Below are 21266 nucleotides of genomic sequence, written 5' to 3'. Positions count from 1 at the left end.
TGCAAAAGTCATTGTGAGTAACGAAGCAATCTCAGTAGTTACTCTCTTATGTGATTGCCTCGTTCCTCGCAATGACTCACATCCTGATTATTTCTCCTTCACAATCGTAACTGGTCCTAATAATCCCGCTTTCAACAACGGATTTCCTTCCAATCTAAATGGTGCTGTTGTCCACGTTAATCTTTCTTCTTTTGGCAATTTTTGATCACCAATTAAGCGGTTTGCCCATGTATTCGTGACTTTTATTACGATTGTATTTTTTCCTTTTTGTAATACCTGTGAAATATCAGTTTTAAATGGGAAAGTCCAAAGTGTTCCGCAATCTTTTCCGTTGATTGAAACTTCTGCGATGTTGGCAGTTTCACCCAAATCAAGCCAGATTTTACTGGTGTCTTTCCCTTTCCAGACAAACTCTTTTTTGTAAATAACAGTTCCTGAATAATATTTTATCTGCTCATTTTCTAAAGTAGTCCAGTCAAAAAGTTTATTGATTTTTACGACTTCTTTCGGTCCTTTAAATTCCGGATCAAACTGGAGTTCCCAGTTTTCATCTAAAACCTGAACTTTTTCAAATTCAGACACTTTTCCCTGAGCTAAGACTTCTTTGGTTTCTTCTTTAAAAATCACGAAACCAGATTCGTTAGCAGCTAAAGTTAACAGAACAATTGTTCTGCCATTCTCGATTTTCCAATTGGCTAATGCCGAGGTCTTATCGGTAACTGGATTGTACCATTGCGGCACTTTTCCAGCTATTCTGAAAGAAGTCTCAAATGTTCTTTCTTGTTCTTTTTGATTCGAAAGAAAATAGATTTCTTCGTTATCTGCTTTTCGGTGCGCCCATGCAATCGTTTCTGAATCAGCTCTGTTTAGATTTGGAAAATAAACGTCTTGTGTAATTCCGATTGAGGTAAAATCATTTTCTAAATAAGGCAATCTGACAACAGTTCCTTTTCCGATTTTCCAAGAAGACGAATTCCCATTTTTCCATATTTCATTAATCACATGCTGCCATTTCTTTTGATCGGGTTCAGATTGAATTCCGGGCTGAATCGTTGGTTTTTCATCCACAAAAATGGTTGCGCCATCTTTTAGCAATTGTAATATTTTTTCGGCGGAAGCCAAAGACAAAATCTTATTTGGCGCCATTTTATGACTCCCTGGAAATAGTAAAACTCCGTATTCAATTCCGCCTTCAAAAGTTACTTTTCCGTTTACTACTTTCGCTCTATTGATTAAAACATCAGCATTAAAAGAATCATATTGATAACCATTTAGCGGATTAATCCATTGCGATAAATCGGTGATGTTTTTAGAATAGGTCACTTCTTTTGGCATTTTTGCTGTTGGCTGACCTTCATTTTCTAAACGGATTTTCTCACTTTCGAGTCTTTCTTTTCCAAAAACATTTGGAATAAAAGGTATCAAACGATCTGGAACGAAAGAACGAGAAGGAAAATCTTCACCAATAAAAACTGCCAGATCAATTACTGGTTTTCCTTTTTGCAATTGAAATTGTACTCTTTGGCAGTAATCAAACCAAGCTTTTCCGGGTTTCCACCAAGTTTGGTCCCTTTGGAAAAAAGTTCCGATGTCGTCTAAAGTCATTCCCGGCTTTCTGTCTGTCCACGGATTATGTACAAAAACGTGATAGAATAGTCGGTTGATTCCCAAAGCATAATTTCTGTCGGCTGTCGTTTTAAGATTTCCCGGATGTTCGTCCCAATCCATTCGCAAAGCCGTGAAAGATTCTGCCTGAATAATATCTTTTCCATAAATATGTCCGCCCGAAATGGCATCCACCATATCAAAAGGTTTGTCGTGCGTTGGGCTTTTCAACCAAAATTCACCCCCTGGATAATCAACATATTTATAATGAAGCAATGCGTCACTCATCATGGTTGGTGCAACATTTTCAGAACTTAACTTTACCTTATATTCTTTAGCAATCTGAGCTACAGTTCCGTAGAAATGATCTGCTACTAAATCTCCAATTGTTTTACGAACATCATATAAAACTTTTTCTGAGAAATCAGCACTTTCCAAAGGAATTCCGGCCATAACTGGAAGATAATCTATAAGATCATAACCGCGTCTCTTTTTAAATTCAGACTGAAAAACCGAAGACCAGTTTTGGCTTCCACATTCCCAGCTGTCAAAATGCAGGATTTCTAAAACTCTTGAAGCTACTTCAGGGCCAGAAGAACGTACCGCTTCTCCAAACCAATGATCTAGTTGAAAACGAATTAATTCCGAATTAAATTTATCCACTTCCAATCCTTTTCCTGCTCCACCAGTTGCATTTTCATGTCCTGTAGCAGTATGTCCCATTCGGATAATTTTCCATTTCCCTTTTGGAACTTTCCAATTTAAATTCCCATCAGCATCAACAAAACTCGAAATATTGATGATTTCTGATTTTTTGAATGCATCTACATTCGGAATTTGTTTTTCAGTTGTTTCTGGAGTCAAACGCCAGATTGCTCCTGATTTTCCTTCATAATTATTAATCAACGACTGATTCGAAAGTGTAATTTTACTTACTTTCAAATTTTGTTTCCACTTTGCAAAATCCAAATCTTCGGCGCCTGGTTCCGTTCCAACTGGATCATACACAAACCTGAAATATTTTGCTGTAACTGGAATAATAGCATGCGTGTTTGGGAAATCCATATCCTGCCAGCCGTGACGCGGTGCAATGAGTCTTTCGTGGAATTTAAAATGAACGCCGTCATCACTGACTTCGACAATCAGACGTTGTGCCTGATAATCTCGTCCTTTGGTTTCAATTACAATCGATTTGCAGGTAAAAGACTGTTCAAATTCGTATTGAATCCAACCGGCATCGGCAAATTTGAAGTTCTCCTCTTTTTTAGGATCAGCTAAAAACGAAGCATCTGTATTGTTGGATGTCGTTACTTTTGGCAGTTGCATCTGCGAAGTAATTTGGTACTCTTTTATCGGAATCGCAAAAGTGGCAATGTCTTTATAATAGTCTTTGTGATGCGCTGGAACTGGTAATTTTGAAGTAACTTTTTTACCTCCCAAAACTTCCGTCGTTGACCAGACTACTTTCTGCATTGCCATTTCTGGTGTAATCCACGGTCCACCTGCAACGGCAAATCCGTCTGCTCCGTGAAAAGCGAGTTTCAAACCTAAACGATCTGCTTCATTAAACGCCCAACTAATCATATCCCAAAATTCGGGTGTCAACTGTAAAATTGGCGGGTCTATCAACGGAGGATTTGCCGGCCCTTTAATGGTCATTAAATACGCACCCGCAATTCCGTTTTGTTTCATGGCTTCTAAATCGGCTGTGATTCCTGCTTTAGAATAAGCCGATTTCATCCAATACCAATACACCCAGGTTTTGGAGGATTCTAGTGTTGGCTGAAAAGATTCTTTTTTATGGACTTCCTGCGCATAGACGAAACTTGCGAAAAGTAGGATAAAAAAGAGGTGTTTTTTTTGAAACATTTTATCGTTGTTTTATCATTGCGAGGAATAAAGTAATCCCATTTAGCTGCTCTCATTATGAGATTTCTTCGTTACTCGTAATCAATTTATCAATATTTAAACTTCTTCAAACTGCTTTCTAATTCGTTTTTTGAACCGCTGAAAGGCATTAAATAAAAACTATAATTATAATTCTTAGCCTTAATCAGATATTTATCCAAAGGTGCCGCCACAGGTGACCAACTGTCATTTCCGCCCACACCCATTTGCAACAAATCGATATTTAAGGTCAAGTATCCGGGATTTATCAAATCATAAGTATGTTTGGCTTCGCTTAAATTAGCTTGTGAATACGGCCAGACACTCATTTGTAATTTTTGGTCTTTTTGGGATACTAAAATTCCTCTATTTTTCACGTCAGTAGTTAATGCCATCCAACGCACCTCCATTCTATTTCCATTTTCCTGCGGTTTTATATACGGCTCGATGAATTTGTCGATTGGTAACGAATAGTGTCCAACAGTAAACCCAAAACTTCGGTCGCAATAATTTTCCAGCTCTCCTTTTCCGTACCACGAAATTTGTTTGAACATATTCGGAACACCCATTTGCATTCCAACCTTAGGAATATTAGGCATCGGTTTTTCAATTTTTAATTGATAATCAACCTGAATGATTCCGTTAGCTTGTACCCAATAATCAACACGCACCGAGGCACTGTCTTTAATAATTTCGTAATCACTGCTGATTTTAATTTGGCTGCCCAAAGTTTCCGAACTTATTTTTTTCAGTTTTGGCACAGCAGTGTACCATTGTTTCATCAGTTTTTGGGGTTTCCAGCCTTTGCGATCATTATCAGTAAGCGGACGCACAAAATTAGGCAACAAAGGTGCTAAAACCTGTTCTTCTTTTTTAAATACATACGAACTCAAGGCTCCGTTTTTCTTGTCAATTCTAATATCAAAATCAGTGGCAAAAATGCTAAATTCTTCATTTGTTTCTTTAAGCTGTACATTTCCTTTGGCTATCAAATTCGGACTTTGACCTTTTTGCAACAAAAACTGATCGGTCGAAACTGCGTATCCTTTATTTGCCCAGAACTCATCCTGAGCTAATTGAAATTCGATATTCAGGAAGTACTCAGCTCCGTTTTTAAATTTCAGAATGTACTTTTTCACATCCAAAACATAATCGGCTCCAGCCGGAATATCCAATGGTTTTAAGACTTCGGTTCTAATGAGTTTCCCGTTTTCCAAAATGCTGATTACCGGAATAAAATCGCTTAAATTCTGAACCACCTGCCGGTTATGAATTTTCAAAGTCGTGTTGTTTTCTAAAGTTGAAACAGCAGGCTGATAAATCCATTTATTTTCGAACATCGCTGCTTTTGGTCTTCCATCGGCAGCAACCATTCCGTTAATATTAAAATTAGCATCGTGTTTTTTCTCGCCAAAATCGCCTCCATATCCTAAATATTCCTGTCCGGTTTTGATATCTTTACGAAGCAAACCCTGGTCTTTTAAATCCCAAATACAGCCTCCAATAACACGTGGCGTATTTCTAAATTCATCCCAAAGTTCTTTTAAATTTCCGGTTGAATTCCCCATAGAATGAGAGTATTCTACAAACAAAATGGGGCGTGTATCCTTATTTTGATCAACCAAAAACTTAGGGGTAAAAACTCCAGGATAAAAACGGCTCACCACATCTACATAAGGTTCATCCTGCGGGTTTTCGAAGCGGTGCGAATGATCTACAGTTTTGGGATAACGCGAATCCAATGGGTCTATATATCCGTCTAATCTTGGATTCCCCTGTGCCGGCTCGTAATGCACCGGACGGGTAATATCATAATCGTGTGTCCAGCCCGCCATGGCAGCATGGTTAGGTCCTTTTCCGGCTTCGTTACCCAAACTCCACATCACTATACTCGGATGATTTTTATCGCGCTCCACCATTCGGGTCATACGGTCTAAATAAGCACTCGTCCAGGTTTGATCGTTGCTCAAAAAACCTCCCAAACCGTGTGTTTCCAAATTGGCTTCGTCCATCACCATCAAACCGTATTTATCGCACAATTCGTAAAAATAGGGATCTTCAGGAAAGTGACTCGTACGTACAAAATTGAAATTGAATTTTTTCATCAGCTTGACATCTTCTTCCAAATCCTGATGGTTCACTGCCTCTCCTCGTGTGGAATGATGCCCGTGATGATTTACACCATACACATAGGTTTCTTTTCCGTTAATGAGCATTTTTCCGTTTTCTTTTGAAAATTCAATCGAACGGAAACCAATTTTTAACGTTTTTACCTCACTGATACTTCCATCGGGATTTTTTAGTGTCATCACCAAAGTATACAAATTCGGTTTTTCGGCACTCCATTTCAACGGATTTTTGATAGTTTCCTGAAAGAATCCGAAACGTACCTTATCCAATCGTGGCGATACTTCGCTAATAATATCAATCGCTTTGCGCACCAATGGTTTTTCAAACAATGTTTTGTTTTCTGCATCGTACAATTGCACTTCGAAAGTATGATTTTTAATGGTGTCTCCAGTGAAATTACTCAAACGCGGACGCAATTGAAAAATGGCATCCTTATATTGTTTATCTAATTTAGTTTGTACAAAAAAGTCCTGAATGCGTAACTTTGGCTCTGCCATAATATAAACTTCACGCTGGATTCCGCTCAAACGCCAATGGTCCTGATCCTCCAGATACGAGCCATCACTGTAGCGAAAAACACGCACCGAAAGTATGTTTTCGCCTTTTTGTAAATAAGGCGTAATGTTAAATTCGGATGAATTGCAACTGTCTTCTCCATAACCCAAAAACTTTCCGTTTAACCAAACCTGAAAAGCCGAACTCACCCCTCCAAAATGAAGCGAAACGGTCATTCCATCCCAAGTAGCAGGAACGGTAAATTTACGTTGATAGGAACCAATCGGATTGTCATCTTTAGGTACGAAAGGCGGGTTTACGGGACGAAACGAATAAACTGCACTTTTGTAAATAGCCTGACCATAACCTTGCAATTCCCAATTTGAAGGTACCGGAATTTTATTCCAGCCTTTTACTTCGGCTTTATAAAAATCCTGCGGAGCCTCCTGTAAATTCTTGGCAAATTTAAAATCCCAATCGCCATTCAAAATTTTTATTCTGCTTTTTAAGCGATTCCCTTCCAGAGCATCAGCTACCGAAGTGTACGAATAGCCTGTTGCACGTGCCGGCTGACGATTAATTCCAGAGACCAAAGGATTTTCCCAAGGCGCATCAGAATATACCTGAGGAACGGGAGGCACACCGGCAGGTTCTCCTGTGACTAATTGGGCATTACTTCCGCAAATACCAAACAAGCAGAATAGTATCGAACATCGAAACCTAAAAAGGTGATTATTTTGAATTGGCTTGAACATTACTTCTTTATTTTTTTTATTGTTTTTGGTCATTCTGAGTGACTGGGAGTGACATAACGTGAGTAGAAATGTGATTTATCTCCCTGGTCGAAATTGACAAACTTTGTCTTTTTTACCTTTTATGATTATAAGCCCCAACAGGTTTTAAAACTTGTTAGGTCTAAAACTTGCTATTTAATTCTTTCTAACCTTCTCCGGCGGAGCCACAAAATACAATGGGCTTTTACCGATATCTTTTGACGTTGCCACGGCTATTCCACGTTGATCGGCTTTGTTCACAGCACAATAAAAATGATATACCACGCCGTTGTATTTTACCACAAATGATTTGTGTGCAAACTTATCATCATAAGGTTCAGATGATTTGATTAAATCGTCACCTTTCCATTCTGTCCAGTTCACTAAATCATTCGAAACGGCAAAACGATTAAATGCACCCTGATTCCAGCCTGTCCAAAAAGCTCCAAAATAAAACATCACCCAAGTCTCATTAATTCGCTGAATATAGGCATCTCCCGAAATTCCTTTATGATGATTGATTAAGGGTTTATCGCCATAACGCTTCCATTCTTTCATATCATTTGATACTGCCATCGCAATACGTTCGGCACCTTTTGCAGGATTTATACTATCGCCACGGGCATTGTAATACATAATAAAATTGTGTCCTGTTACTTTATCCTTATCACGAATGACACTGTTTTTATACATCGTACTATTATCCCACCATCTGACGTCTTTGTCTTTTGGCGTTAAAACCGGATTTTCTAATCTTTGAAATTCGTGTGGTTTTGTCGGCGTTTCTTTGGTATATGCCATTCCGATTGACAAGACTCCTGCTTCATAACCTTTGCTGTCTCCACCAAAATAACTCATCCAGTATTTGTCATCGTATTTTTCCCATTCGTAACTTCCGCCCCAAGTTAGGTCTTGAAGTGAAATATATCCTGCTTTTTGGTTAACATCCCAGTGTTTTTCATTTTCTGAGAACGACATCACTTTTCCAAGATGTTTCCAGTCTAAAAGATTCTCGCTTTCCGCCAACCAAGTTTCGTAACCTCTTCCGTTGTAAATTAAATACGTCATATACCATTTTCCGTCTTTTCTAAATACACTCGGGCAATCCATTTTGTATGAGTTGTCGGTAGGAACCATCACCAAACCGTATTTATAAGGTGTTTTAATTTCCTCATAAATCTCCTGCATTACACTTTCGGTAATTTCTCTTTTCTTGTATTTCGTGGCGCAGCTTGTTATCGCAAGTGCTGAAATGGTTAGAATTAGGTATTTAATTTTCATTTTTATGTTTTTTTGCCTTTTAGGCGCTATCTCGATAGCTATCGGGACTAAGTTTTTTTATTTTTTGTTTCACGCAGATTTGGCAGATTATTAATTGATTTTTATCTGCGTCAATCAACTAAAATCTGCAAAATCTGCGTGAAATTATTTCTTCAATTCCTTTAAACGCAAATCCATCACATCTTTGTTCAATTTTACTTTTACCATTCCGGTTGGATGAAATCTTCTCTTTAAGTCGATTGCATTATACACTATTGTATAAACGTCATTTCCTTCTGGGATTAAACATAATGGCGTTCTCATAATATCCCACCATTTATCTACTTTAGTTTCGATTGGTAAATAATGTGCTTCTGCCCAATTAACGCCGTCTGCAGACAATGAATATCCAATCATATTTGGTAAATGATGCCCCCAACCGTCTGGCCCACCATCAAAAATTGCGATGTATAGACCATTTGGTAATTGACTTACGATGGGATTTTCAACAAAAATCGGATGAATGGTTTTAATGGGTTCCAGACCTTTGTTCATTCTTAACCAAGGTCCTTCTAAACTTTTGGATTCGGCTAAAGCTACGAACCAGCCTTTTCCTGATTTCTTTGGATAATCTGCCCATGAATTAAACGGATACGCACCGCTATAAAATCCGAAATATTTGTCGCCCACCTGATACGGAAAAAATGAAGCGACTCCTTGACGTCCTTCCCAAGGCTGAGAATCTAGTCCTGGTTCCATAATGATTCCCATATCTTTATAAGGTCCGCCAATTCCGTTGATTCCTTCTACAGTCGATTCGCATCGCCAGATTCTTCCGAATGAATGATTTGGTTCTATTTCTTTGCTAACCGTATAAGCTAAATAATAGCCATACCATTTGTTTGCTTTTTCGTTGAAAATTGGCATATACGACCAAATTGCGGCACGGCGATCATTCATCGGATTATCATCTTCGGTAACGGCATACGTTCCGCTGGCTTGATAAATGGTTGATTCTCTTTTCCAATGAATGGCGTCTTTACTTGTCCAATGTCCTATTTTGGTTTTTACACGATCGTAATAATAATCAACGCCTTTTTCACCAGCTCTCTCAGTTGGAAACATATGATACGTATCACCGACTTTTACCACACGTCCGCCTTCAAAACCTCCCTGAATTCCTTCTGTACCCGACATTCCTTCATCAATGACTGGTTGGTTTTCTCCGCCGATAATTTCAAAAAGTGGTTTTTCATCTGAAAACCCTTCAACGATAAAAGTTGGATTCCAAAGTTTTCCGTCTGGAAAATTGGCATTTCTTGATTGTAGATTTTCAGATTTTTTTACAACTCCTAAAATGGCAAATAATCCTTTTCCGAAATTTAATGTTTGAGTTCCTTTTGATAAAGAAACTGCATAAATATTTACTGAAGACAATCCCGTTATAGTGGCACCATTTTCTAAAACTAACTTCGCATTTTGAAGTTTATCAGCTTGAAGATATTCTGAATTATTTTCCTTAAAAACACCAATTAAAACCGTAACATTTTCTTTGAATTTTAATTGTAATGGAGCATTAGTTCCTTTTTTATATTGATCTAAAGGAAGTTCAATTCCAGTTAAACCTTGTAATTCTGGAGCTAAACGAACAATATTGTGTTTGCTTCCTGAAAATACATGAGTGTATTGTGTCGTTTTGAATGTTTTGTAATTTGATTTTACAATTTCAAATGATGCTGGTTTCCATGCGGTGTTTTGTGCTGTGGCTTGGATGCAGACGGTTAATAGCATTAGGAAAGCAGTTTTTACTTTGATATTGTATTTTTTATTTTTTGAAAACATTGGTTTTTTATTTTTTTGTTCTGATTTTGCGTCATTGCGAGGAACGAAGCAATCATATTTCTATATCAAGCTTTGCGCAATCATAGTGAGGTTGCATCGTTCCTCGCAATGACAAACTAGACGTTTAAAACTTAACGACTAATCACTAAGGACTAAGGACTAATCACTAAAAACTCACAAAGCCTTATAATTCACTTTATACTCCACATTTGGTTTCACAATCAATTGATATTTATTTTTTGCTAATTCTGTAATGGTTCCTGAATTCGTTTTGGGTTTGCTGGCACTCTCAAAAATCAATTTTCCTTCACCTTCACCTGCTTTTACTTTGATTTCTTTGGTACTGCAATACACGGCCACTTCTCCGTTTGGTGTTGGCACTTTTCCTTCCATCCATTGTAAACCTCCTAAATTGGGTTTGATTTCATATTGAGCATAACCCGGAGCGGTTGGTTTTACACCCAAATAATATTTTCCTAATAAATAAATCGGACTTGCGCCCCAGGCGTGACAAAGGCTTTTTCCGTAAGGGCGACCATACATCGTTAAATGTTCCGTTCCTTTTTTGTTGGGATTGTATTCTTCCCAGAAAGAGGTTGCGCCTTCATTTAGCATTCCGCCCCAATACTCTTTCATTTCTTTTAAAACATAATTCTGTTCTCCCATCGCACATAGCGCTTCCAACTCATAAAAACGCATATATGGAGTTGTAATTTGAAGAACATCTTTATTCAGCAACACTTTATTTTTTACGCTTTGCTTTTGTTCTTCATTAAAATAATTAAAGAAAATACCAAACATATTAGCATATCTGGTTACAATATTTTGCATTTTGCCATCGATACGCTGGTGTTTCATGACGTTTTCTTTTTTATCCCAAAACACATCAAATAATTTGGTTTTTAAGTCATCACCCAATTTTTGATATTGCTTTTGGTCTTCGGTTTTACCAGCTATTTCTGCACTTACCGCCATCGCTTCAAGGCTTCTCGCTAAAAGCATTTGCTCAAAACTAACCTCGCCCGTTTTTGGCAATCCATCTGCCCAGTCAATAAAAACCCAGTCGCCTTCTAATGGTTCGAGGAATCCGTTTTTGTTTCTTCTTTCTAAACAGAAATCCATAAGTGATTTCATTCTTGGATAAAACGTTTTGATGAATTTCGTATCGCCCGTGTGCAAATAGTAATCGTAAACACCTACAAACCAATAGAGCGAATAATCCATTATGATATTAACATGAGCTGTTACAGGATCTTTTCCACGAAGTGCTAACAATGTTCGTTCTACAGAAGCCGAATCAAAGAACAAATAATAATTCATTAAATAACTTTGATACGCATCACCCGACCAAACCCAACGGTCGCGTTTAATTCCGTCTATAAAAAATTCGCGAGACGTTAAATGCATCGTATAAGCCGACACGTCCCAGATTTTATTCAATTGTTCATCCGAAGATTTGAATGCGCCACGATAATCTAATGGCAGATATTCATACAACATCGTAATCGAATCGTATTTTACTCCTGCATCTGCTTGTACCTGAACATAACGGAATGCTTTCGAGCCATCGTGCGTATACGTTTCAGATTGTTTTCCGTCAAAAGATAAATGATCTAATGTTTCACATTTAGCAGAATCCAGTGCTTCTTCTCGAGATTCTCCATAATAAAGTGCAAGTTTGCCTTTACCTTTTAAGCCGTGAATTTTAATATAGCCAAAAGTTTCTTTACCAAAATCTACCAACTGACCTGCTCCTATTTTTTCGGTTTTCTTTGCACTTAAAGGTTTTGTTGTTAGTTTAAAATCAGAAGGTTTATTTTCTGGCGAATCAAAATTCCAGGAACCAACAGAAACCCAAGGCGTACCAGATTGCTGTGCTTTTCCGGTTTCATCAATCCAAAGTTTATCTTCGTTGGTTACTTTCCAGGATGCATCAGATTTAACATATTGACCAGAAATATAAATAGACGGCAATACTTCCTGATTGTAAACTTTAAAAGAAATTTTGTGTTTTCCGGCAGGAACTGTTATTGATTTTGGCTGTCCATAAATCTGAACGCCATCTAAAAGTAATTGAAAAGGTCCTTCTGAGTAGATTTTCACCTCGTCTGGTTTTGGAATATCTACTTCTGTTTGAAAAGTGACTAGAGCATAAGGACTGTAATATTGCCAAAGTGGTGGAAATACGGCTTCTCGTTCTGTACGTCTCACCTGCATTTTATTGCTCAACCAAACTTCAAAATCACCTGGATACCAAATCCATGTCGCAGGCTTATTTTCCTGAGCAAATACAAGAGCGGAGGAAAATAAAATAATAAAAACAAATAATTTTTTGAAATTTAGAAATCGATTTCGCATAAAAAGATATTTTGGGTTTAAAGATAAGTGTTTCTTTTACATTTCATAACCTGCACTGTCCTGTACCATCCTGAAATTAACAAATTTCTATGTTTTTGAAAGAATTTTAAAACACAATTAGAAACAGCTGTTACACTAAAAAAATAAAACCTCATAAAGTAAAACTTAAAAACAGAAATTGCAACAAATAAAACTATATATGAGATGAAGAAAGAATGTATAATAGCGCAATTTATGATTTTCATTTTAGCCATTTTATAATTACAAGTTATTATACGTTCTTTTTGATTGATAAATTCCACATTTCTATTCAGCAGTCACAAGTGTATTTATTCTTGTTCTCTGGAGTTGTTGCTGCCGGAACTTTGATTGGCGGACCAATTGGTGATCGCTTTGGAAGAAAATATGTAATCTGGGTTTCTATACTGGGTGTTGCGCCTTTTACGCTTTTATTACCTTACGTTTCTCTATTCTGGGTTGGAACTTTATCTGTAATTATTGGCCTGATACTTTCATCTGCGTTCTCTGCCATTTTAGTTTACGCTACCGAATTACTGCCGGGAAAAGTGGGTCTTGTAGCTGGTCTTTTCTTCGGGTTTGCTTTTGGAATAGGCGGGTTAGGTTCTGCGGTTTTAGGAAAAATTGCTGATGCCACCAGTATCGAATATGTTTTTAAAATTTGTGCCTTCCTGCCGTTGATTGGTATTATTACCGGATTTTTGCCGAATATTGAAGGGAGAAAAAAGGCCTAATTTTTTAATCTCGCAAAAGTCGCGAAGACATAAAGGTTTTCTTTTTTAAGTTGAATTGCGTCCAGCTCAGCTGGATGAGAAAATAATCACAAAGCTAAAGGCTTTAGCCGAATTGTAACTGATTTGGCTAAAGCCTTTTTCTATACTTGCTGAATTCCTCCAGTTAAAACTGGAGGCAACTTATAAAAAACTTTACCTCGAAAAAAGCTTAATTTTTAATCTCGCAAATTTCAGCATTTCATTTAATCAAAAAACACATAGCCTTTTGAAGCTATGTGTTTTTTATTATTCCTGAAGCCTGATACTGTCATTATAAGTCACGACATATTCCCTTTTGTCTAATAATTTTCCGATTCCTTTTTGAGTTAGAAAATTGGGACTAAAAGCAACTTCAGTGCCTCTGAAATTATTTTTGTTTTTTTCGTCCTGTTCATGATAATAAACGTTGAAAACAAATTTAAACCAGTCATTGTCGGCTGTGTCCATCAAACCCAGTTCAATTTGCGAATCAACTTTTTGACCTGGCGCCACCCAAATTGCTTTTTCATTAAGTCCCGAATAATTAGCAAAAGTTCCATCCGCATGTTCTATAACAACTCGTTTCCTTTGTATAGTCGTTACCTTTTTAGTTATTTCGTCGTAATTAGACTCCGAAAAATCTCCAATAAAAACAACAGTCCCTTTTCTCATGCTGTAAATAGTGTCCTGACTTTTTGAATACACAAGATAACTTTTCCACCTTTCCGGGCTCACATCATTTCTGGTGATAGCATAAATTTTCACAACTTTTCCTTCTTTAAAAGGAAGCGAATAAGTTATATCCGGATTTACAGTCGGATTTAAATATCCCTGTGTTGCAGAATAGCTGTACGAAAAATCAATTTTTTTATTTTTATTGATTGGCTTTAACGTAAAAAGCAATCCTGAATCTGCAGTTGCATTAAACTTTGTACCACTCACTTCTGTATTTTGCAACTTCCCGAAATTAAAATTCACAATATAACTGCCTGCTGCTGCTTTTGTATAGGTAAAGTCAACACCATTGTCAGCATTTTTAATCGGTACAATAATAACTTTTCCTGATTGCGAGTATATATGATTAGTAACAATTACAGAAAAAATTAGTACAATTAACACTTTATAATTCGACATATTTTTCTTATTTAATTTTTAAAGTGAAAATAGTAAAAATTTACAGATGTCTAATCTTTAATAATGCGTTTACTAATTTTATTTCCATTAGTTGTTAAAGTCAAAATATAAGCTCCTGATGAAAGATTTTCTAAATCTAAGTTTTGCGTCTGTACATCCACAGTTTTAGTAACAATCAATTTACCAGACAAATCAAACAACTGAATTATAGCTCCTTCTGCCATTTCATTATCTAACTCTATCGTAAGGATGTTTTTTACCGGATTTGGATAATAATTAAATATGAAATCAGAGTCAGTACTTTCTATTGTTTCCACATTTAGATCCGTATTTATTTTTTTAGCGGTTGTAAAGTTACTTTCGGAATAACCTAAATCAGGATTACTGCCTGAGTAAGAAAGACCAACATTGGTTCCTTTGTCAATTAAATCGCTTCCCTGAACTAATTTGAAAGGCAAGTTAGTTGGAAGATCACCATTTGACTGGCGGGCTCCGATGGCAAGTGAAGTACTGGTACTTGTAAAATCGGCAGTGCTTACAGTGACACTTAAATTCCATGAGTTATTTTGCTCCGTAGCATTTGAAATAGATATAGTTCCGGATAATGAAATATTATTTTTGAAAATATGTTTCTTTCCCGATTGCACCGGATTTCCAAAACCAAAGTTGATGTTGTTTCCGTATCCTGTACAATTGTATACTGTTATGCTTCCGGTATTGTTGTTCTGATCGAATCCTTTTTTGGGATGTCCTATTGCAACACATTTGGTCAGTACATTGTCAGCCGGAACAGAATTACCTCCTACTTTAAAACCATTTCCGTTTCCGGTAAAGCCTCCGTAATTCCATATATCTACACCGTTTCTGATCGCCCAGCAGTTTTCGAAAGTTACTTTTTGGGTACTGTCAAAACAATCGTATCCGTCATCTGAATTTTCCCAGGCACGGCAGTTGATGAATTTATTTCCGGGTCCCTGTTCTTGTTTTGGACCAAAACCATCAGCCATGCTTCCCTTCTTTTTGGGATCATAATTTCTGTACGCATCGCAGTTTTTTACCGTGGTATTCGAACCTCCTTTGTTAATTTCGAGACCGGTATTTCGATTGTTGTAAAAAGCACAATTTTCAAAAGTAGTATTAGAACCTGTTACATACGCACCCTGATAACCTGCTCTTGTAATAGCGATTCCTTTAAAACTCCAATAAGACCCTGTAATGCTAAAACCATACGAATCCTGTACCCATTCCTGATCCGGAAACGAAAAATCTATTACGGCTCTTCCGTTGTTTACACATTCTACCTTAATAGGACTTGAAGAAGTTCCTGATTTTGTAAACGAAATAGTGTTTTTTGCACCGGCAGTATACGCAATAGTATACGTTCCGGCTTGTAATAAAATAACATCTCCGGCAACAGCTTTGCCCACAGCTGTTTTAAAATTCATAGCGTTAGTAAAACTCGAACCCGAATTAGTAGCACTTCCGGTTGGTGTTACATAATAAGTTGCTGCTGAAACTGATCCCGATACTAAAAGGGACAGCATGAAATAGTAGATTTTTTTCATAAGTTTTGTGTTAGTTTGAACAGCACAAGGTACTTATGGTTTTTTATAAAAATATTGAATTAATTCAATGGTTTTGAGGAAATTGAAATTGATTTGAAAATTGGGGGAGATTGTAAAGTGGCTTTTTTTGTGTTTCTGTCGCTCTTAAGCGTTTTAGGTTTATGAAAAAAGAAAACTTTAGGTTAATAAATTATCTTTAAAAATGATAATCTAATAAATACAAATTTTCATTATAAAAAAGCTTGTCATGAAAGACAATATTATTGTACTCTTGTTGTTAAAATTTCTCTCATTTTTTTTATATGTAAATTTACTTCCTTCTTTAGTTCTTTTTTGTTTGCTCCATTTTTCCTAAAACGCTTTTTTAATATGTCAAATAATTTATCATTCCATTTTTTATCAATTTTAGTATCAACAACTTCAATCAAAATTAATTCATCAGTTACTTTAGAAACTTTGTCGCCAATAACACCGTAACCTATGTACAATCCTCTAGATTGAAAAATTGCATCTACAATCGAATAATGTTTTTCAATTTCAAATTCTATATTAAACTCGAATTCCATTGGTTTTGTTAAGCGTCCAGATTTTGTTTCTTAAAAAGATATTTAATGGTGAACCCCATTGAACAGTAACATCTCCTGAATCTGTGTTTAAGTGGATGTTAATTAAATCTGACAAAGTTGAATTATGTTTACAATTTAGGACTACTGCTGGAATCATTCGACCTTCTCCCAATATAGAACTGCCAATCAAACCATTTTCTTGAATTGAATAATTTGGACACTTAGTTTTCTTTATTTCCATAGATTATATCTTTTATTAAATTGCAATTAACATGCGCTGAATTATTAGATCCATCTTTTACAATAATCTTATAATTTTCAATTTTAGTATTGTGTAGATTTTCTGGATAATTAAAAATTAACCATCCTGATTTTATTTCTTTCTCATCTATTCTTATGTCTTTAGGAAATTTTGTTAAATTTTCATGAAATTCCTTATCGAATAGTTTTGGTTGATGATCTAATTGAATTTTGATCTTTTCATTTGAAGAATTTAAATATTCCAATTCTAAAAATCCAGCAAATGAATTTTTTGTTGAAGAAAAATTAGTGATCTTAATATCAAAAATTAAATTTTTAGTTTTCTCTTCTTTTACGTTAGTTCTAAAAAAATTTTCAAGATACAATGAAAATTTCGCTTTTTTATTTTCAAATTCTATCCTATCAAATTTATGCTTCCTTCTATTTATTATATATGTTTTATACACAATTATAACAGTAATAAAACTAATGACGATTGTTATATTTTCTTTGAAAAACGTTACTATGTCTGTCATATTCATAAATTATTTATACTAATTTTTTTATAGGCAAAACGATTATCGAAATTTCGACTAATAATAAAGTTCTACGAAGTTTTTTCCTTTTAAATTTCTCCAAATATAATGGATTTCTTATCATTTTCAACTCAAACTTACCAATCATCCGAGTATAAAAAACGCTTTCTTAAAAAGAAAGCGCTCTTGAAATTATGCGTTTAAACTCTATTTAACCCCCATTAAAAATAAGACTCAAAATAACCAAACTCAATACTCCAAATAATATCTTCACACATTTATCAACCTAAAACCAAATCATCGCTTGCTAATTTCACTTTCGGTTTCCCAAGTTTTATGACAGCTTCCTTTACCTTAATTTGATCTTCTTTAGAAAGAAATACAGGAATCAATACAGCTATTTCAATTTTCAACAGTCGATTAATAATAATTAAATCTCGTAAAGTAAAAGGTTTAATACCATTCATCAGCTCCGACATGTGCGTCTTGCTTTTATGCCCCAAAATAGAACCCAGATTTTCCTGAGTCAATTCCAATTCTTTGAGTTTTTTTCTGATGGCTTGTTTTCTGTTTTCCAGAAATACTCTTTCTAGATCGGCAATCTGTTCTGCTTTGTCACTTTCTAAAAGTTTGGCATCATCAATTTGGTCAACATCACTCCATTCTGCATTTTCATATTTTTCAATTATGTCACGCAGTTTAGTTCTTAGCTTTTTAAAGTTGAAATCTTCCTTTGCCAGAAGTCTCAATTTCCTGTCGGCAATAAGCGCTCTTTCATAATCCAATTCGTTTGTGATTACGCCTTTTTCTATTAGTTGCTCTATGTCAAAATGTGTTTTCATTCTATATAGCCGTTTTTTCTCAACCATTTTTCAATAGTCGATTTTGTATTTTTAAAAGTCGATTCATATTCCTGATGCGTTCCGGCCCAAACAATTGTAGCTTCACCGTCCTCATCAAACTCAATTAATATAAGTGTTCTGTGAACGTGAATATCAAAAAAATAAAATCCGTCATTATGAACACAGTCTGCATCATTTCTAATGTCATTGATATTTTCTTCGTTAGGATTAAACTTTTCTAAATCTGTGATTAACTTATCGATTTCAATACATAGCTTTTTATTGCCTATGTTTTTCTTTTTGATCTTTAAGATTGTCTTTTTCCCTATAATCCTCATACTAATGACTTTGCAAATATAAATAAAGTTCTGATATAAACCGAACTTTTGTTTGTTCGATTTTTATATCAGGAAATAGTTTCAAACATTTCCATAACGACAAACCTAACTATTTTTTAATATAATTATAAATATTTACTTACTTTTTTTTGCATCAAAGCATAAAAAACGCTCCCTTAAAAAAGAAAGCGTTCTTGTAATTATATATTTAAGAAACTATTTTAATTCCCATTAAAAACCAAATACAAAACCAAAATCACCAACCCCAACAACCCAAACAAAAGCTTCACCTTTTTACTAGTTTTAGGAATATCCGTTTCATCTGAAAAATTAACTTCCGGATTTTTATCGGTTAATGAAATAATCACTGCCGCAATTAAAAGCACAGCAAAAATGTAAAATGAAATTAATAAAAAGTGTGGCCAAACCGGGTATTTATCGGCAGGAAAAATCCATAAATACAAAACTCCTACGAATAAACTGAAGGCTGATCCCCAGGACAAAGTAGCATTTACGGCTTTTTTTGTAGTGCGTTTCCAGAAAACACTCAACAAAAATACCACAGATAACGATGGCGCCAAAAATCCCAGAACCGCCTGAAAGATGTTGAATAAATTCTGCCCTTTGATATTGTCAATCGCAATGGCAATCAGGATCGCAAACACACAACCTGCCCCAATTGTCAATCTTCCAATTTTGATCTGTTCTTTTATAGAAGCTGTCGGATTCATTTTCTTTACATAAATATCATTCGTAAAAACGGTGCTTAAGGCATTCAATGAGGAACCAATAGTTCCTACCAAAACGGCAATCATAACACAAATTACCAAACCGTTCATCCCGCTTGGGAATAAATTCGTCACCATGGTCATATAAGCCAAATCCGAGTTTTTTCCCAATTCAGGAAACAAAACCGAACACAGGATTCCCGGCAAAATAAACAGCGGCAAAGCCAGTACTTTCAGCCAGCCGATGAAGTTGACTCCCAATTGTCCCTGTTCCAGATTTTTGGCTCCCAAAACACTCTGCACCATCGACTGGTCGGTACAGAAAAATGCAACTGCCGCCACAGGATATCCTAATAAAATAGCAGGCCAAGGATAATGGGCATCGTTTGCAGGCTGAACCAAATTCCAGAAATTAGAAGGTGTTTTAGCAATCAAAGCTTCGATGCCGCCTACTTTCTGTAATCCTAAATACGATAAGGTAAGCGAAACGACAATCAATAAAATCATCTGAAAAACATTCACTTTGGCAATGGCTTTCAATCCTCCGGCATAAGTAAAAATTCCCGAGAAAATCACTAAAACGGTCACACTCTGCCACATCGGAATTCCCAAGATCTGGCGTACCAAAATTCCTCCGCTGAACAATCCCAGTGACAGCCAGCTTACCAAAATTTTTACCATAGCATACCAAGCCAAAATTGTCTGAGTACTGTCACCATAGCGTTTCCCCATATATTCGGGCATGGTGCTGACTTTACTCGCAATATATCTTGGTGCAAAAACGATCGCTAAAAGCAATAAAAACACAAAGGCATACCATTCGAAATTTCCGGCTACAATTCCGGTTGCATAACCAATACTCGCAAAAGCCAATAACGACGATGGTCCCACATTGGTACCCCACATATTGAATCCGATGTTGTACCAGTTCAGGGAATTTCCCGCCATAAAAAGCGTTTCGTTCTTTTTACTCTGCTTCACGCTCACCACATAACCAATGACCAATAAGGTCACCAGATAGACAGCGACAATCATAAAATCTAAGGCCGTTAACTTATCGTAGATGCTGTTCATAGCCCGTATTCGTTAAGAACATCAGCAATTTTTACTGGCATTCCGGTTTGTAATGATTTGTCCATTGCCTGTAATAATGCCACGGTTCCAATGCCTTCTTCCATATTTGGATAGGCTTCAAAATTCTGCTCGATACTATCCACAAAATATTCCAAGTAATTTTGATATTCACCGCCGTGATGACTCTGCCCTTCAAAACGGAAATAATATTTTATAGTGCTGTCGCCCCAGGTGATTACTTTCTCTTCACCGGTTTTATCTGTAACAGCATAACGTAATTCGTGATAATCGGCCTGACTCGCACCTTCTGTTGCTCTTAAAATTGTGCTCATTCCACTGTCTCTTTGAGCTGGCTGTGTTGGCGAAGTATAGACTCCGCTTACTCTGGCAATTCTTCCATCTGTAGCTTTGAAAATAAAATGCATCGTATCTTCGTTTTTTAAGCCTGCAACAGCTCCGTTACTGCTGATCATTCCATACCCCATTACTTCCTGAATATTTGGAAGATACCAACGAATGAAATCTACAGGATGGCTCAAACCTCCGTACAGCCATTTGAAAGACTGCAATAATGACCATTCTTTTTTCAAAAACCATCTGTGGTCTGCGTGATATTGCGCTTCGATTGTAATTAAATCACCTATTAATCCGGCTTCATAATCGGCTCTTTGTCTTTTTGCCGGTTCAAAGAAACGTGAACTTTGTCCGATAAATACTTTTTTTCCTGTGCTTTTGCTCAGTTCTAATAATTCCTTCGCATCCGAAAGATCATCGATAAACGGTTTTGTACAAACGACATGTTTCCCGTGTAGCAAAGCCTGCTTCACATGTTGCGCGTGCAAATGATCGGGTGTATAAATCGCGATGATATCAATAGAATCATCGTTTAATAAATCGTCGTAATTGGTTGTGTACGAATGAAAATCGAATTCTTTGGCTCTTTGCTTGCAGATTTCTTCGTTTCTGTCACATACTTTTACAAGTTCTAATTTTGAACTTTCTAAAGCGGCCGACATGGTGCTTCGTCCTTCTCCAAGTCCCAGAATAGCTATTTTTAACATGAGGTGTGGTTAATTAAGATTGTTAGTTTTATTTTTCACGCAGATTAAGCAGATTTTTTCTT

At 36.2% G+C, this 21266-nt stretch carries 13 protein-coding genes and 1 pseudogene; 1 reads left to right on the top strand and 13 read right to left on the bottom strand.

The features are described from left to right. Positions 1–87: 87 nt before the first annotated feature. The 5 genes from ACNC7R_RS02650 to ACNC7R_RS02630 all read right to left on the bottom strand — a co-directional run bounded on the left by ACNC7R_RS02650 (position 88) and on the right by ACNC7R_RS02630 (position 12350). Complete coding sequence (locus ACNC7R_RS02650; RefSeq protein ID WP_417939465.1) at positions 88–3474, bottom strand: glycosyl hydrolase; 3387 nt, start codon at positions 3472–3474, stop codon at positions 88–90. Between the two features lie 89 nt (positions 3475–3563). Further along, positions 3564–6872 (bottom strand): glycoside hydrolase family 2 TIM barrel-domain containing protein, encoded by a 3309-nt coding sequence (locus ACNC7R_RS02645; RefSeq protein WP_417939464.1) that lies wholly within the window; start codon positions 6870–6872, stop codon positions 3564–3566. Positions 6873–7046: 174 nt separating this feature from the next. Further along, positions 7047–8171 (bottom strand): glycosylase, encoded by a 1125-nt coding sequence (locus ACNC7R_RS02640; protein WP_417939463.1) that lies wholly within the window; start codon positions 8169–8171, stop codon positions 7047–7049. A 144-nt stretch (positions 8172–8315) separates the two neighbouring features. Further along, positions 8316–9941: a hypothetical protein gene (locus ACNC7R_RS02635; RefSeq protein ID WP_417939462.1), complete on the bottom strand. Its 1626-nt coding sequence runs from the start codon at positions 9939–9941 to the stop codon at positions 8316–8318. A gap of 225 nt (positions 9942–10166) precedes the next feature. Then, a complete protein-coding gene (locus ACNC7R_RS02630; RefSeq protein ID WP_417939461.1) occupies positions 10167–12350 on the bottom strand; it encodes an alpha-rhamnosidase in 2184 nt (727 codons plus the stop codon). Positions 12351–12604: 254 nt separating this feature from the next. Here ACNC7R_RS02630 and ACNC7R_RS02625 point away from each other — a divergent pair. Beyond that, positions 12605–13102, top strand: a pseudogene (locus ACNC7R_RS02625) (MFS transporter); the annotation flags it as partial. A gap of 285 nt (positions 13103–13387) precedes the next feature. Here the strand turns inward: ACNC7R_RS02625 and ACNC7R_RS02620 are convergent. The 8 genes from ACNC7R_RS02620 to ACNC7R_RS02585 form a co-directional block, all read right to left on the bottom strand. After that, complete coding sequence (locus tag ACNC7R_RS02620; protein WP_417939460.1) at positions 13388–14254, bottom strand: hypothetical protein; 867 nt, start codon at positions 14252–14254, stop codon at positions 13388–13390. A 50-nt stretch (positions 14255–14304) separates the two neighbouring features. After that, positions 14305–15819 carry a right-handed parallel beta-helix repeat-containing protein gene (locus ACNC7R_RS02615; protein WP_417939459.1) on the bottom strand — a complete coding sequence of 505 codons (1515 nt, stop codon included), beginning with the start codon at positions 15817–15819 and terminating at the stop codon, positions 14305–14307. Positions 15820–16079: 260 nt separating this feature from the next. Then, positions 16080–16385: a hypothetical protein gene (locus ACNC7R_RS02610; protein WP_417939458.1), complete on the bottom strand. Its 306-nt coding sequence runs from the start codon at positions 16383–16385 to the stop codon at positions 16080–16082. Positions 16386–16606: 221 nt separating this feature from the next. Further along, positions 16607–17161 (bottom strand): hypothetical protein, encoded by a 555-nt coding sequence (locus tag ACNC7R_RS02605; protein ID WP_417939457.1) that lies wholly within the window; start codon positions 17159–17161, stop codon positions 16607–16609. A gap of 281 nt (positions 17162–17442) precedes the next feature. Then, on the bottom strand, positions 17443–18003 hold the full coding sequence (locus tag ACNC7R_RS02600) for a transcriptional regulator (RefSeq protein WP_417939456.1): 561 nt from the start codon (positions 18001–18003) through the stop codon (positions 17443–17445). After that, positions 18000–18341 carry a type II toxin-antitoxin system HigB family toxin gene (locus ACNC7R_RS02595; RefSeq protein ID WP_417939455.1) on the bottom strand — a complete coding sequence of 114 codons (342 nt, stop codon included), beginning with the start codon at positions 18339–18341 and terminating at the stop codon, positions 18000–18002. The genes ACNC7R_RS02600 and ACNC7R_RS02595 overlap by 4 nt, the downstream gene beginning before the upstream one ends. Before the next feature lie 221 nt (positions 18342–18562). After that, positions 18563–20143 carry a sodium:solute symporter gene (locus ACNC7R_RS02590; RefSeq protein ID WP_417939454.1) on the bottom strand — a complete coding sequence of 527 codons (1581 nt, stop codon included), beginning with the start codon at positions 20141–20143 and terminating at the stop codon, positions 18563–18565. After that, entirely contained in the window at positions 20140–21204 is a 1065-nt protein-coding gene (locus ACNC7R_RS02585) for a Gfo/Idh/MocA family protein (protein WP_417939453.1), read from the bottom strand. The genes ACNC7R_RS02590 and ACNC7R_RS02585 overlap by 4 nt, the downstream gene beginning before the upstream one ends. Between the last annotated feature and the right edge of the window lie 62 nt (positions 21205–21266).

The sequence above is a fragment of the Flavobacterium adiutor genome (assembly GCF_048282555.1).
Taxonomy (GTDB): domain Bacteria; phylum Bacteroidota; class Bacteroidia; order Flavobacteriales; family Flavobacteriaceae; genus Flavobacterium.
Note: the sequence above shows the minus strand (reverse complement) of the source record. Positions and strands in the feature narration are given on the sequence as shown.